Origin of the sequence: Erwinia tasmaniensis Et1/99 (assembly GCF_000026185.1) — a bacterium.
In the GTDB taxonomy this organism is placed as follows: domain Bacteria; phylum Pseudomonadota; class Gammaproteobacteria; order Enterobacterales; family Enterobacteriaceae; genus Erwinia; species Erwinia tasmaniensis.
This window is the reverse complement of the sequence record NC_010694.1, coordinates 1,940,060-1,955,702: the sequence shown is the minus strand read 5'-3', so window position 1 is coordinate 1,955,702 and position 15,643 is coordinate 1,940,060. Positions and strand designations below refer to the sequence as shown.

At 50.8% G+C, this 15,643-nt stretch carries 12 protein-coding genes; 11 read left to right on the top strand and 1 reads right to left on the bottom strand.

All coding sequences use genetic code 11. The annotated features are described in order from the left end of the window. Window positions 1-22: 22 nt before the first annotated feature. The 10 genes from nirB to ETA_RS09665 all read left to right on the top strand — a co-directional run bounded on the left by nirB (window position 23) and on the right by ETA_RS09665 (window position 12,979). Entirely contained in the window at window positions 23-4,225 is a 4,203-nt protein-coding gene (nirB, locus tag ETA_RS09710; RefSeq protein WP_012441454.1) for a nitrite reductase large subunit NirB, read from the top strand. Continuing rightward, a complete protein-coding gene (locus ETA_RS09705) occupies window positions 4,222-6,888 on the top strand; it encodes a nitrate reductase (RefSeq protein ID WP_012441453.1) in 2,667 nt (888 codons plus the stop codon). The genes nirB and ETA_RS09705 overlap by 4 nt, the downstream gene beginning before the upstream one ends. Next, window positions 6,885-7,763 (top strand): uroporphyrinogen-III C-methyltransferase, encoded by an 879-nt coding sequence (cobA, locus tag ETA_RS09700; protein WP_012441452.1) that lies wholly within the window; start codon window positions 6,885-6,887, stop codon window positions 7,761-7,763. Before ETA_RS09705 ends, cobA begins: the two co-directional genes overlap by 4 nt. A 229-nt stretch (window positions 7,764-7,992) precedes the next feature. After that, window positions 7,993-8,328, top strand: coding sequence for a hypothetical protein (locus ETA_RS09695; RefSeq protein WP_042958900.1), 336 nt, complete (start codon window positions 7,993-7,995; stop codon window positions 8,326-8,328). Further along, window positions 8,325-8,747 (top strand): hypothetical protein, encoded by a 423-nt coding sequence (locus ETA_RS09690; RefSeq protein ID WP_042958899.1) that lies wholly within the window; start codon window positions 8,325-8,327, stop codon window positions 8,745-8,747. The genes ETA_RS09695 and ETA_RS09690 overlap by 4 nt, the downstream gene beginning before the upstream one ends. 37 nt (window positions 8,748-8,784) lie before the next feature. Continuing rightward, window positions 8,785-9,435, top strand: a complete 651-nt coding sequence (locus tag ETA_RS09685) for an AAA family ATPase (protein WP_042958897.1) — start codon at window positions 8,785-8,787, stop codon at window positions 9,433-9,435. 1,016 nt (window positions 9,436-10,451) lie between these two features. Further along, the gene (locus tag ETA_RS09680; RefSeq protein ID WP_042958896.1) at window positions 10,452-10,730 is read left to right on the top strand and encodes a hypothetical protein; all 279 of its coding nucleotides are present in this window, start codon (window positions 10,452-10,454) and stop codon (window positions 10,728-10,730) included. A gap of 141 nt (window positions 10,731-10,871) precedes the next feature. Continuing rightward, the gene (locus ETA_RS09675; RefSeq protein ID WP_049778753.1) at window positions 10,872-11,279 is read left to right on the top strand and encodes an HNH endonuclease signature motif containing protein; all 408 of its coding nucleotides are present in this window, start codon (window positions 10,872-10,874) and stop codon (window positions 11,277-11,279) included. 39 nt (window positions 11,280-11,318) lie between these two features. Next, a complete protein-coding gene (locus ETA_RS20410; protein ID WP_042958895.1) occupies window positions 11,319-11,633 on the top strand; it encodes a hypothetical protein in 315 nt (104 codons plus the stop codon). Window positions 11,634-12,343: 710 nt separating this feature from the next. Beyond that, window positions 12,344-12,979, top strand: coding sequence for a carbonic anhydrase (locus ETA_RS09665; protein WP_012441448.1), 636 nt, complete (start codon window positions 12,344-12,346; stop codon window positions 12,977-12,979). A 71-nt stretch (window positions 12,980-13,050) separates the two neighbouring features. Here ETA_RS09665 and ETA_RS09660 read toward each other — a convergent pair whose 3' ends face one another. Next, on the bottom strand, window positions 13,051-13,500 hold the full coding sequence (locus ETA_RS09660) for a DUF4385 domain-containing protein (protein ID WP_012441447.1): 450 nt from the start codon (window positions 13,498-13,500) through the stop codon (window positions 13,051-13,053). A 456-nt stretch (window positions 13,501-13,956) separates the two neighbouring features. Here ETA_RS09660 and mqo point away from each other — a divergent pair, with 456 nt between their 5' ends. Continuing rightward, window positions 13,957-15,612, top strand: coding sequence for a malate dehydrogenase (quinone) (gene mqo / locus ETA_RS09655; protein ID WP_012441446.1), 1,656 nt, complete (start codon window positions 13,957-13,959; stop codon window positions 15,610-15,612). Window positions 15,613-15,643: the final 31 nt, after the last annotated feature.

Sequence of the window (15,643 nt, the reverse complement as noted above, 5' to 3'; positions counted from 1 at the left end):
CATACCCGGCGGGAAATGTGCGATGGATAAACCCACTTTGATTGTGATTGGCAATGGGATGGCGGGAATAAGGCTGGTTGAAAGGCTGTGCGAGCTGGCCCCTGAACGCTATCGCATTCAGATTATTGGTGATGAGCCGCAGGGAGCCTATAACCGTATCCTGTTAACGCCGGTGCTCTCGGGGGAGAAATCTTTTGCCGAGATCGTCACGCACGAGCCTTCGTGGTATCAGCAGCATAACGTAACGTTTATCGCGGATACGCTGGTGGCAGAAATTTGCCGTGAGGAGCGCACCGTCAGGGCGGGAGATAAAACGCTATCGTACGACCATCTGCTGATTGCCACGGGGTCACTCCCTTTTATGCCACCACTGCCGGGTGACAACTTAGCCGGTATTCATGGTTTTCGTACTCAGCAGGACGTAGAGCGCATTCTTCATCAGCATTATCGCGGGCAGCCGACCGTGGTGATCGGCGGCGGCGTGTTGGGGATTGAAGCCGCAGCAGCGCTGGCGCTGCGCGGCATGGCGGTGACGTTGCTGCACCAGGGAACGTATTTAATGGATCGGCAGCTCGACCCCCAGGCCGCGGAACTGTTGCTTAGCAGCCTGTTGGCACGCGGCATCAACATCTTATTGCAGGCAAAAACCGCCGGATATGTCGGGGATGCGGCAGGCAACGTGCAGGCGGTTAGGTTAGACGATGGACGTGAAATTCGTGCCCAACGGGTGGTGATTGCCGTCGGCGTGCGTCCTAATATCGCGCTGGCCAGGGCCGCCGGATTGCGGTGCGAACGCGGGATCAGGGTTAATGGCGAGATGCAGACTTCCGACCCGTATATTTCGGCCATTGGTGAATGTTGTCAGCTGGGGGAAACGACCTTTGGCCTGCTGGCACCGTGCTGGCAGCAGGCCGGGGCGCTCGCCGCCCGGCTTGCGGGTGTGGTGACCGTTCCTCCTGACGGTGGCATCGTGCCGCTGCGGCTCAAGGTGACCGGCCTCAATTTATTCTGCGCCGGGGAGCTGAATGGCAATGACGACATCCAGATCCACAGCACGTTTGATCCTGTAAACGGCGATTATCGTCGTCTGCTGTTTCGCAAAAACCAGCTGGCGGGCGTGCTGCTGTGGGGAGATATCGGCGATGGCCCGCGCTATTTATCGTCTTTAGGCCCTGGCCACACCGACCCCGCTCGGGTCAGCGTATTTAGCCCTGTTGAAGAGCCAGTCCCCTCACAGCGTCAGCCTGTTACCCCAGAACAGTTACCCATCAAGGTGACGAGGAGTCTCGTAATGTCAAAACCCGTATTAGTGATGGCCGGACACGGTATGGTCGGTCATCATTTCCTCCAGCAGCTGGTCAAACGTGAACTGCATTTGCAGTATCAGGTGATCGTATTTGCAGAAGAAACGTCACCGGCCTACGACCGCGTTCATCTCTCAGAACTGTTCTCCGGGCGCAGTGCCCAATCGCTGTCGATGGTTGAAGACGGCTTCTTTGAGTCGAACGGCATTGAACTGCGGCTGGGGCGCGGCGTCGACCGCGTGGATACCCGACATCGTTTTGTGGTCGACAGGTTCGGCCATCAAACCGCCTATGACCTGCTGGTGCTGGCGACGGGCTCTTATCCGTTTGTTCCCGCCATTCCGGGTAACGATGCCCCGGGCTGCCTGGTATACCGCACGCTCGACGATTTGGCCTCGATTAAAGCCTGCGCTCAACAAGGCAAGGTGGGGGTAGTGGTCGGCGGTGGTCTGCTGGGGCTGGAGGCCGCTAACGCGCTTAAGCATCTTGGATTGCAAACGCACGTTGTTGAATTTGCGCCCCGGCTCATGGGCGTGCAGCTTGATGAGGAGGGGGCAGGCATGCTGCGCCGAAAAATCGAGGCGCTGGGCGTGCAGGTACATACCGGGAAGGAAACGCGGCGCATTGTGGCGGGTGAAACGTCCGGTTACCGGATGGAGTTTGCCGATGGTGGCCATCTTGACACTGACCTGGTGCTGTTCTCGGCGGGGATCCGCCCCAACGACCGGTTGGCTAGAGAGAGCGGGCTGGAGGTCGGGCCTCGCGGCGGTATAGTGATTAACGATCGCTGTCAGACATCCGATCCTGCCGTGTTTGCCATCGGCGAATGCGCGCTGTGGAACGGTCAGACTTTCGGTCTGGTCGCGCCAGGATATCAGATGGCACGCACGCTGGCAGACACCTTATCTGGAAGCGAGGTCACTTTCAGAGGGGCTGATATGAGCACCAAACTGAAGCTGCTGGGCGTCGAGGTCGCCTCGATCGGCGATGCGCACGGTCGTGCTGCCGGCAGCCAAAGCTACAGCTGGAACAATGGCCCGGAAGGCGTGTACAAAAAAATCGTTGTCTCACAGGATCGCAAGCGCTTGCTCGGTGCGGTGCTGGTTGGGGATAGCCGTGAATACAGTGCGCTGCTACAGATGATGCTTAACGATATGCCGCTCCCTGCCAGTCCCGAAGGGTTGATTCTACCTGTCGCGGCAGGCACGGCATCACCGGGCCTGGGGGTTGCCGCGCTGCCGGACGGAGCACAAATATGCTCTTGTCATCATGTCAGCAAGGCCGATATCTGCAATGCGGTGAAGGAAGGTAACGCGGATATGGCGGCGATAAAGGCCTGCACCCAGGCGGCGACCGGCTGTGGTGGCTGCGCGGCGCTGACGAAACAGGTGATGGAGTTCGCGCTCGCCGGACTGGGCGTTGAGGTGAAAAAGGATATCTGCGAGCACTACGCCTATTCACGGCAAGAACTTTATCATCTGGTACGCATCGGCAATATTCGTAGCTGGGAAGAGCTTCTGGGCAAACACGGGCAGGGGCAGGGTTGCGAGATCTGCAAGCCGCTGGTTGGGTCGATCCTCGCCTCATGTTGGAATGAATATCTGCTTAAACCGCAGCACCTGCCGCTACAGGATACTAACGACCGCTATTTTGCCAACATTCAGAAAGACGGAACTTACTCCGTCGTGCCGCGCGTTCCCGCCGGAGAAATTACCCCGGATGGATTAATCGCCATCGGCCGGGTCGCCCGGCGCTACAACCTTTACAGCAAAATCACCGGCGGGCAGCGCGTGGATCTGTTCGGCGCTCGTCTTGAACAGCTGCCGGAAATCTGGCAGCAGCTGGTTGAGGCCGGGTTTGAAACCGGCCACGCCTACGGTAAATCACTGCGGACGGTGAAATCCTGCGTCGGCTCCAGCTGGTGTCGCTACGGCGTACAGGACTCGACCTCGCTGGCGCTGATACTGGAGAACCGTTACAAGGGGCTGCGCGCACCACACAAAATAAAGATGGCGGTCTCTGGATGCACGCGCGAATGCGCCGAGGCACAAAGTAAAGATGTCGGCGTGATAGCGACCGATAAAGGATGGAACCTGTATGTCTGCGGCAACGGTGGGATGAAACCACGTCATGGCGATCTTCTGGCACAGGACATGAGCACCGATGAGGTCATTCGCACGGTCGATCGCTTCCTTATGTTTTACATCCGCACCGCCGATCGACTGCAACGCACCAGCACGTGGAGGGATAATCTGGAAGGCGGCATGGACTATTTGCGTCAGGTGGTGCTGGAAGACAGCCTTCACATCGCCGCCGAACTGGAAAGCGAGATGAACCTGGTCGTCGACACCTACCAGTGTGAGTGGCAAACGACCCTCGCCGACCCCGATCGTCTGGCGTTTTTCAAACCCTTTGTCAACAGCGACCAGCCGGATGAGTCAGTAGTGATGGTGTCAGAGCGGCAGCAGATCCGCCCGGCGACTTATGAGGAACGTCAGGCATTTTCACCGGCGGCAGCGGTACAGCCACAGGATGTTGGTGAAGGTTGGGTAGACGTCTGCGAACTTAGCCGTATCCCCGCAAACGCCGGCGTGGCGGCGCGTCTGGCCGGCCAGCAGATTGCACTGTTTCACCTGCCTGACCACCCTCAGCGGGTATTCGCCCTGAGTAACCATGAGCCTGGCAGCGACGCTAACGTATTAGCACGCGGATTAGTCGGCGATGTAAAAGGCGAGCCGGTGGTCATTTCTCCGCTCTACAAACGGCGCTTTCGCCTGGAGGACGGTTGCAGCATCGATGATGCCGATACCGCATTGCGTGTTTGGCCGGTAAAAATCGACAATGGCCGCGTTTGGGTGGGGAAAGGGCCGGTAGCGAAGGCCGATAATACCGCGACTATCATTCAGACGGTCAGCTTATGAGATGTTATCCAACTGCGGTTTCAACCACCTGCGCTTACTGCGGCGTGGGGTGCGGTGTCAGGATGCAGCCACAGGCTGAAGGCTTCACGGCCAGCGGCGAGATGTCACACCCTGCCAATCTGGGAAAACTGTGCGTTAAAGGCGCAGCCCTGGGGGAAACCCTGAACCTGACCGGGCGTCTGTTGCAGCCAGAAATCCGGCGCGTGCCGGTGAGCTGGTCACAGGCGCTGGATGCCGTGGCGCAGGGGCTACAGGATACCATTCGCCAACATGGCCCGCAGTCCGTTGCCTTCTATGGTTCCGGTCAACTGCTGACGGAAGATTATTATGTCGCTAATAAACTGATGAAAGGATTTATCGGTAGCGGAAACATGGATACCAACTCGCGGCTGTGTATGGCTTCTGCGGTCGTCGGGTATAAACGTGCCTTTGGTGCCGATGCTGTACCTTGCTGCTATCAGGATCTTGATAAGGCCGATTGCGTGATTATCACCGGCTCCAATACCGCCTGGGCGCATCCGGTCGTGTATCAGCGCATCGCTCAGGCGAAAAAAGAGCGGCCGGAGATGCAGATAATCGTTATCGATCCCCGGCACACCGCCACCTGTGATATTGCCGATCTGCATCTTCCGCTGCGCCCCGGCAGCGATGCGGCACTGTTTTGCGGCGCGCTGAATGCCATGAGAGAGCATAACAAAATCGATAGCGATTTTTTGCAGCAGCATACCCAGGGGGCAGAAGACACGCTATCAGCGGCACAACGCTGGACCCTGGCGGCGACCGCAGATTTTTGCGGGCTGTCGGTGGAACGGCTACAGGCTTTTTATCAGATAATTTTGGCATGCGAACGCCTGATCACGCTCTTTTCGATGGGCATTAACCAGTCCAGCTCCGGTGTGGATAAGTGCAATGCAATCATTAATCTCCATCTGGCCAGCGGCAGGATAGGGCGCGAAGGCTGTGGGCCGTTTTCGATAACCGGTCAGCCAAACGCGATGGGGGGAAGGGAAGTTGGAGGACTGGCCAATCAGTTGGCGGCACATATGGGTTTCTTGCCAGAGGACGTTGAGCGCGTGGGCCGTTTTTGGGGGAGCAACCGCGTTGCCACCGCGCCGGGGCTGAATGCCGTGGACATGTTCCGTGCTATCGAAGAAGGGCAAATAAAAGCGATATGGATTATGGGTACTAACCCCGTAGTGTCGCTTCCCGATGCCGACCGCGTGCGCACGGCATTGGCCCGCTGCCCGCTGGTGATTGTCTCCGATATCGTGCGCGATACCGACACCACGCAGGTTGCGCATATTTGCCTGCCCGCGCTGGGATGGGGTGAAAAGAGCGGCACGGTGACAAACTCCGAGCGCTGCATTTCGCGCCAGCGGGCTTTTTTGCCGCCGCCCGGTGAAGCAAAACCGGACTGGTGGATAATCAGTCAGGTCGCGCAGCGTCTTGGATTCGAAGAAGCATTTTCCTATCAGCATCCCGCCGATATTTTTCGCGAACACGCGCGGCTGTCAGGGTATGAAAATGAAGGAACGCGCGCTTTTGATATCAGTGGGCTGGCACAGCTATCCAACCAGCAGTGGCACGAGATGCGCCCGATCCAGTGGCCGGTGAATGCCAACGCGCCGCTGGGAACGTTGCGCCTGTTCAGCGATGGTAAATTCTATCACCCTGACGGCAAGGCACGACTGATCCCCATTACGCCACGGCTGCCGGTAAACCTGCCGACGATATTCTACCCGCTGGTGATGAACACCGGCAGGGTGCGCGATCAGTGGCATACCATGACCCGGACGGGTAAATCAGCACGCCTGATGCAGCACATCAGCGAGCCTTTTTGCCAGTATCATCCTGACGACTGTCCCACTGCGCAGCAGGGCGATGTGCTGCGCGTTTCCTCTGCCTACGGCTGGCTGCTGCTGCGTGCCCAGCCGGACAGCCTGCAAGCGCGCGGGAGTGTCTTTGTGCCGATGCACTGGAATAATCAGTTCAGCCAGCAGGCCCGCGTAGATTCTCTTATCGCCGCCTGCACCGATCCGCTTTCCGGACAGCCGGAGAGTAAGCAGATGCCCGTGCGTATTCAGCGCTGGAATGCGGCGTGGCAGGGCGAGATTTTTTTGCGTGACCAGCATGCCATGCCCCCGGCAACGGCCTACTGGAGCAGGATAACGCAGCAGGGCGTGACGCACTTTACGTTGGCTGACTCAGCAAAACCGACAGACTGGTATGACTGGCTCAACCAACGGTTTGCCATCGAAAAATGGCAGAGTCAGACGGCGCGTTTAGGTGAGCACGGTTTTAACCTGTTGGCATGGAAAAACGGTGAGCTGCAACTGGCCTTTTACGCTCACCGTGACCGGCCAGTACCCGACCGCCAGGCGGTTATCTCGGCATTCTCCAGCCCGCCGGGCGGCGCGCAACGGCGGCTGGCCCTGCTGGGAGGACGCGCAGGGGAAGGGAAAGCGGCCCGTGGCGCGATAATCTGTAGCTGTTTTGCGATAGATGAAATAGCCATCGGCGATGCGGTAAAGCAGGGATGTCACAGCGTGCAACAGCTGGGGGGCAAACTGAAGTGTGGAACTCACTGTGGTTCATGCGTTCCTGAACTAAAAAAACTGATTACCCGACAGCTCAACACGCTGGCGGTGGGAGATAACCGATGAACAGGCTTAAGCAACCTCTGGCAATACCGCAATGGACCCACACTTTTGCGCAAATCATAACCGTGGCAAACCAGAAGGATCCGGTTTGTTATGGTGAAGTCTGGCTGGTTGGGGCCGGGCCGGGAGACGTCGAGCTGTTGACCTTAAAAGCGTTGCGGGTGATCCAACAGGCTGATGTCGTCGTCTTTGACCGGCTGGTATCCGACCCGATTATGGCGCTGGTTCCCAAGAATGCGCAGCGCATTGACGTGGGGAAATCGATGCAAAACCATACGTTAGGGCAGGAGGAAATCAATCAGCTGCTGGTCAGTCTGGCGCAGAGCGGCCATCGCGTGGTGCGTCTTAAAGGAGGCGATCCGTTTATTTTTGGTCGCGGTGGTGAAGAAATGATCCATTGCCAGCAGCATAACGTGGTATGCCATATCGTGCCCGGCATCACTGCGGCAATGGGTTGTGCCGCCGCCAGCGGTATTTCCCTAACACATCGTGGATTGGCGCAGTCGGTGAGATTTATTACCGGCCACAGTGCCCAGGGTGGATCGGAGCCTGACTGGTCAACACTGGTGGAAAGCCGTCAAACGCTGGTGTTTTACATGGGCATTGCCAATATAAGTCAAATTAGCCAGCAGTTAATCGCTCATGGCTTACGTAAAGCGACGCCAGCCGCCGTTATTGAGCGAGGAACTCGTCCCGATCAGCGGACGGTCGCCGGGCGGCTTGATGAGTTAGCGCAGCTGGTGACAGATAATAAGGTGGAAGCCCCGGCATTACTGATTATCGGAGAGGTGGTCAGTATGTACCGGGGAAAGGATGCTGGGGAAAATGCTCACCGGGATAGGCCAACTGTTACGGAGCTATGCTCACTGAGTGAGTAGGGGCCTGAGGGCGATTTTTCAATCGTTAGCTCATCTCCTTATTGAATAAATGATAAATTTTGTTAATATTTAGCCCCTACCGATCGGGGCTGACGCATCTGAGGGCGGTAGCTTATTTAATTCGGAAGTAACCTCAAAAATTCATGTACTTTCCCTGTCGAACAAACCATGTCTTTCGATAACTGCATTTACCGTGCGGTAATCTCAAAAGCTAACTTATGAGACCAGTATGAAAATATTTATTTCACCCTACTCAAACAGAATTATTGATAAGCCAGAAGGAGAGTGTCTTTTATTTATTCAGAGTAAATGGGATGATTACGGGTTTAAAACAACCTATTCTGTATACTATTATGATGTGAATGGAGAAAGAAACACAAACTTTGGAGAGGTTAAAATAATATCCATAGACTCTACAGGTTACGACGAAAATGGATTCCTTACCCTTTCCGGTGAGTTTAAAAAAATCCCAGATAATTGTGCATCACTTGGGCAGTCAGATGAGTTTTACAGCAGGTTTCTAAACAAGTTTGATGATAAAGCAGAAGATATACTGGCACTATGAACGATTTATCGATATATTTTGGTTTAAGAGATCAATTTGAATCATTAGACATTTTCAAAAGCTCTTTAATCAGATTTAGTGATGCCGAGCGAGCCGTAAAGTCAGGGTATTTTATAATCAATAAATCAACTTATACCGGTTCGTTTTCATTTGCATTTCAGAATGGAGATGATGGTATTAAAACAAAATGTAATTTTGATTTCGATAGTCAAAAACCGATTCACTCAAGGGTTAATGTGATAATTGGTGAAAATGGCACAGGGAAAACAACGTATCTGGCCGATCTGGCTCTTAGCATGAGCGGGCGTGAAAATCGAGGTGAGCTCTCACCATCCAGGCCTCCCTTTAGTAAAATAATAGCAGTTTCATTTAGTGCATTCGATACCTTCGAAATCCCCAAAGAAAAAAAAGAGTTTTAGTTATAAATATTGTGGACTCCGAGATAAAGATGGCTTTATGAGTCGGACAAGAATGTTAGAGGTGTATAAAGCCAGCTGTGACAAAATTATAAATAAAGACATGATTTTTCACTGGGAGGAGGCGTTAAGTCATTTTATCAAAAAAGACAAGTTGGATATCATTAAGGGTTATTTTTTCACTGACAAAGTATACTCTAACATAATCAATGATTCGTTCCTAAGCTCGGGGGAAAGCATAATTATATATTCCTTCACTCAAATTATAGCAGAGGCAAATAAGGATTCTTTGATTTTATTTGATGAGCCTGAGCTGCACCTTCACCCACAGGCAATATCAAAGCTAATCCCTGCTATTAATGAGCTTCTGAAGTATCTAGACTCCTATGCCATTATAGCAACCCACTCGCCAATCATACTTCAACAAATACCGTCGAAATACACCAGGGTGTTTGACACAAGCAGTGGGCGGGTGCAGTCAAGGATACTTGAGATAGAAACGCTGGGTGAGAACCTGGACTCTATAACATCAAATGTATTCAGGACTATACAGGAAGAACCGGAATATAAAAAAATATTAAAATCGCTTCACTCACGTTATGGCGCTGACGAAACGAATAAAATTTTTAGTGACAGGCTTGGTCTCGGCGCACAGCTTTACCTTGAGAGTTTAGGAAACAATGAAAAGTAGAAAAACAAATCAATTTAATGACGTATTGATTTTTGAAAGTTGTGTATCCGCCATGAAGGATACATATAAAGGCGTGCCATCTTAAAAAAAAGAAACCCTTAATGGAATCAAAAGTTCAATTTCAAAAAGGTACACTGAATACGAAAGTCTATATGGTAAAAAACAATTAATAAACATTTCCAACTCAACTATCAGTTCGGATGAAAAATCCGCATTAATTTATCTTTTTGACAGTCAAAGCAAAGGTGTTAAAAAATTAAGAGAGGATGTAAGAAAAAACCAGGATGAGCATCTTCAATACATTTGTCCCAATTGCGGCTTACTCCCGTCTGACACAGTTGATCACTACATACCTAAAAATGAACATCCTGACTTTGTTCTGCTCTCAAAAAATTTAATATGGATCTGTGGAACATGTAACGAAAGGAAATTAGAATACTGGAGAGAAGGCGGATGTGGTGGTATTATAAATTTCTACACTGATAAAATACCTAAATTCAGATTTATTAATTGTGAAATAACATTCAGCAATAACAAACCAAAAGCCATTTGGAAGATATTTGAAGACAAGCTGACGCACCACCCTACCATTATAAAGCATTATAAGAGACTGGGGATTATAAAGCTTTATAATGATCATAGCCCAGCAAAACTGAAAGAAATTATTGATGACATATCATCATTTAAAGGGGTTGTGTCTAACGAAGAAGTCAAGACTATATTAATTCGTCAATATATCAGAAGGGTCAAGGATTTTGGTAAAAATGAATGGAAGGCTTCGTTGCTTCGCGCTTTTATCACCAGTGAGTTATATAATAATTATTTATAATTTAATGTCTGCTGAAGCTGTTACCATTCCCGTATAATATCGCCATTCACTTTTAGAAATCTTCAGGCATACTGATAAATTTACCAGGGAGTCGCTATGCTAAAATCACTTTTTGCAGAACCGTATCCCACCGAAGCCGGTTTCACCGATATTATCCTTGCGATACACACTACATTCAGAGCGTTAAATGACTCTTTTGACCACTGCTCTTACCGAAATAAGCAGTATCTATGACCTCAACCTGCATGGGCTGCTCCTTTCAATCACCACAGATGGGGTTACAGGCAAAACAACTTTGGATTTAGAAAAAGGCTCCGGTTGTACAGGCTATTGGAAATTGGATGCGAAAAGAAAAATCGACCGTGTCGTTCTGCGCATTAAACAACAGGACGGTAGCTATCTGGTCTATACAGGTTTATTAACGGCCCAAAAAGCGCTAAAAGCAGTACGCGGAAAATCGTCTTGATGGATCATGTTACGTTGGCCGGAGTTTCCTGGGCGATCCCCAAGCAATTTAACGGCAAAACGGGGAGGGGTGACGTATATTGATTTACCGAAGCAACAATCTCAACACCGCGCATATAGAGAGGGAGTGAAGACAACCTCGATGACTCGTCCTGACCAGTCGCCGTTCGCCAACGAAGTAAGAGAAAACTGTCACCATCGCTGTGTTGTTACGGGTGCCAGCCTGCGTTGTATTACCGAAGCGGCACATCTCACGCCACACTGTGATCGGGGAATTCCCGAAAAAACCAATGGACTTTTGCTGCGCAGGGATATCCACGCACTGTTTGACAGTCACGAATTCGCCATCAATCCAGATACGCTAAGGCTGTACTTCACTAAAGCGGCGAGAGGCTGCCTGAACACGGCTGATTTAACCGTAAGAATTTTGAACAAGGACGCGCTAAAAACCTTTATCAATCCCGAAAATCTCCGTGCCAGGTGGGAAAAGTTCAGGCGTCTTCATCACGCAGAGCTTGCCTGCGAAAGCGGGATGAACAATGCTGATTGAAATTATCGAGTATTTATCAATAACACGAGGCACAACTCAATGAGCTGTCAGCACTGCCAGGAGCTATGTGTTAAATACATTATCAGGACACCGGATCAATTACGAAAGGCCATTCGTGTCGCTAAAGCCGCGCTTAGTGATAAGACGTTGTCCGAAATTCACACGGCCGATAACTGGAACCAATACAGCTTCAATGAGTGCGCTGAAAAGATGGTATGGGGTGACATCGTCGATTATCACTTTGCATGCAATCGTTGCGAAACCCAATTCGTCCTGGGAGCAGAAACCTATCATGGAAGCGGCGGCTATTGGTCACCCGAAAATGAAAAACCTTCTTCGATAATCGATCATTAGCAATAATTGAAGAAATTCAAAAACAGGGTTCGACCACAGGATTGCAAGCTGTTCAACGAAAGCAGTTCACAAAAAGAAGACAACGCTGAGCAGCGAAATGATATGGGGGAGGTCAGTAGTTTGAGCACCGTCTGCGAAAGGTATATCAACTAAGTACTCATAATATGCAATTTAACATAATATACATTATACGCACCAAGATAGCGGTACGTGAAATCTGGCTTTGCTGGCCTTGTCATGACCTTATCTAGACAGCCCCTATCCGGTTCGATATTGAGCCCATACTGGAATACCAAATCACTATGTATGACTTAAAAAGCAGCCTGAACGGCTGCTTTGCGTGAGGCTGTTAGTCTGGTCCGGTTGCCGGGTCACAGTAAATCCCCCCCCAGGGATGCGGACAGCATAGGTAACCTGTATCAGGATCTTTCCAACAACTCGATCCAGCAGCAGTAGACGAAGAAATGGCGACCAAAAGCGCAACCAGCATGAATGAAGCCGCAATGATTTTCATATATCCCTCTATGAATTAAAGTACATTCGGGCGTTGAGTGACATAAACTCTCGACCCTATCAATGATGAAATCTGATGCCTTATCGCTCTGATTTCATCCTCGTGAGCTACCCTTATACCGCTGGCGGTTGTCGCTGCACTCAATAAAATGCAAAATGTCACCTTAATCAAACGCTCACCAGAAAAAGAGATTGCTATGCAACACATTGTTGAAGGTTTCCTGAACTTCCAGAAAGATATTTTCCCGGAGCAAAAAGAGCTGTTCCGCAGCCTTGCCTCTAGCCAGAATCCCAAAGCGCTGTTTATCTCATGTTCAGATAGCCGGCTGGTGCCAGAGCTGGTTACCCAGCAAGACCCGGGACAGCTATTTGTTATCCGTAATGCCGGAAATATCGTGCCTTCCTTTGGCCCTGAACCCGGCGGTGTGTCTGCCACGATCGAGTATGCCGTCGTGGCGCTGGGCGTCAGTGATATCGTGATTTGTGGTCATTCAAACTGCGGTGCCATGAAGGCTATCGCAACCTGCCAGTGCCTGGCCCCCATGCCTGCGGTGGAACACTGGCTGCGCTATGCGGATGCCGCTAAAGCGGTAGTTGAGAAAAAAAACTACGACACTGAAGAAGATAAAGTCAATGCGATGGTGCAGGAAAACGTTATTGCTCAGCTGAACAATATCAAAACGCACCCTTCTGTTGCCGTTGGCCTGCGCAACAACGCGCTGCGTCTGCATGGCTGGGTATATGATATTGAAAGCGGTGCGATCCGTGCGCTGGATAAAGACAGCAAAAAGTTCGTTCTGCTGTCTGATAATCCACAGGTTCATTTCGAGTAATCTTGGTGGCACGGATGCCCCATCTTACGCCATCAACGGTATATTTAAGGTAAACATGCGCCCTGTCTCGCCTAACCGAACTGCTGCTGATGTTTTTTCTTACGTGTCAGATAGTCTTTATCCGCACGTATCAGATCCCAGCTGGCCTTGAAAATAGCGGCAGCTTCGGCTTTCTCTTCGTCAAGCTGAAAAGGCAGGATCTTACGTTGCGCATCATATTTTCTCCCACCAGGATGATTCGCATATCGGCGTGCTCTCGTATACCCCATCTGGATGAATTTGCGCGCCATATCCATGCCGACAAAGTCATCATCATCGCGGTAGGATTCAAATAGCTGCATGATTTTTTTGGCTGAAATGTCAGCCATAGCGGCAGTTTTGAAACGCCAGTAAGGAAGGATCTCACTTTTATAGGGCTCGACGGTTAAAACCCCCTGCTCTCCGCGGCCCACCCGGTACTTTTCAGGATGCTGGCGAAAATCAGTGTTCTCAAAATCCAGCTGGTAATCAAATTCCTTCATCACGGCCTGCTCCTTAGGTGGCATCTCACTTAATCCTGGCACATCAAAAGCGAAAACGTTACCAGATAGAAAGAGGCCTTCTCAACGCTTTCCCGGACGAGTAGCGCCGTATAGGCGGGGAACGTTAAGCCGTTAGGTGGCATTCTGTGCGTTTTTTATATCTGAAGTTGCGTATCAGAAGATATACACTTATTTTATGTAAGGTTTTACAGGTGTTTTAACCCTGTTTTTTTTATGGAATAGCTGAATTAAATAGAAAAAAACATATTTTTTTGACTAATTCGACAATATCTCACATCACTTATTAAATTAAATAAACCACAAAAGCAATTAAAGTAATTGGTCAATAACTAAAAAAGATTGAGATTTCACTTAAGATGTGAAAATAGTTCTTAACTTAAGGGTGAATTGCGTTAAAATATTTTCTCATTTCTTTAACTAATATTGATATTCTATATGTCTAACATCAGAAAAACGATCCCCCTTCTCTCTTTGTCCGCTTTACTGGTTTGCTCCAGCAGCTGGGCTGAAACTCCTGCCACTGAAAAAACGGATGTACTCCTGATTGGTGGCGGCATAATGAGTGCTTCCCTGGGGACCTGGCTTCAGGAATTACAGCCGGGCTGGAAGCAACTGATGGTGGAAAAACTCGACGGCGTGGCGCTGGAATCTTCTAACGGCTGGAATAATGCCGGTACAGGACATTCGGCAAACATGGAACTGAACTACACGCCTCAGCGTGCAGACGGCTCTATTGATTTCAGTAAAGCGCTGGATATTAACGAGCAGTTCATGATTTCCCGCCAGTTCTGGACCTCTCAGGTGAAGCGCGGCATTCTTAACAATCCGCATTCTTTTATTAACTCCACGCCGCATATGAGCTTTGTCTGGGGTGATGACAACGTCAACTACCTCACCAAGCGCTACGAAGCTTTGCAGCAGACTACCCTGTTCCAGGGGATGAAGTTCTCTACCGATCAAAACCAGATCAAGCAATGGTCACCGCTGATCATTGAAGGCCGCGACCCGCAGCAGAAGGTAGCGGCGACCTGGACGCCGGTAGGCACCGATGTGAACTACGGCGAGATCACCCGTCAGCTCATCGGAAGCCTGAAGAAAGACAAAAACTTTACGCTGGAAACCTCTGCCGAAGCCACTGAATTCAAACGTAATGCTGATAACTCATGGCACGTTACTATCTCTGATGTCAAAAGCGGTAAAGAGCACAGCGTTGATGCAAAATACGTGTTTATCGGTGCTGGCGGCGGCGCGTTGAAACTGCTGCAAAAAACCGGTATCCCGGAGGCGGATAACTATGCAGGCTTCCCGGTGGGAGGTTCATTCCTGGTGAGTGAAAACCCTGAAGTGACCAGCCAGCATACGGAAAAAGTGTATGGTCAGGCTTCGGTTGGCGCTCCGCCAATGTCCGTACCGCACCTGGACGCCCGCTTTATTGACGGTAAGCGTGTGGTGCTGTTTGGCCCATTTGCGACCTTCTCAACTAAGTTCTTGAAAAATGGCTCCCTGTTTGATCTACTCAGCACCACGACTGCCAGCAACTTTATGCCGATGACCCATGTTGGCATGGATAACTTTGATCTGGTTAAATATCTGGTTGGCCAGGTCATGCTGACCGATGACGACCGCTTCGCTGCGCTGAAAGAGTACTATCCGAATGCGCGTAAAGAAGACTGGAAACTGATTCAGGCTGGCCAGCGTGTGCAGATCATCAAGAAAGATGCCGACAAGGGCGGCGTGCTGAAACTGGGCACCGAAATTGTTACCGATGAGCAGAAAACCATCGCGGCCCTGCTGGGCGCATCGCCAGGCGCATCAACCGCGGCTCCTATCGCGCTTAATGTCATTAAGAAGCTGTTCCCGCAGGAGTTCAACTCTCCAGAGTGGCAGAGCAAAATCCATGCTATCGTGCCAAGCTATGGCCAGCAGCTGAACGGTAACGTGTCGTTGACCCAGCAAGTTTGGGATGATACCGCCGCCACGCTGCAACTCACCAAGCCACCGGTGATTGACAGCAAAACGGGTAAAGCCATCAACGCACCAGAACAGCATGAAAAACGTGCTGAAAGCGCGCAGCATGATATGGCGCTGTAATATCAGCTGATTTAACGGCAAAAGCCCGGTG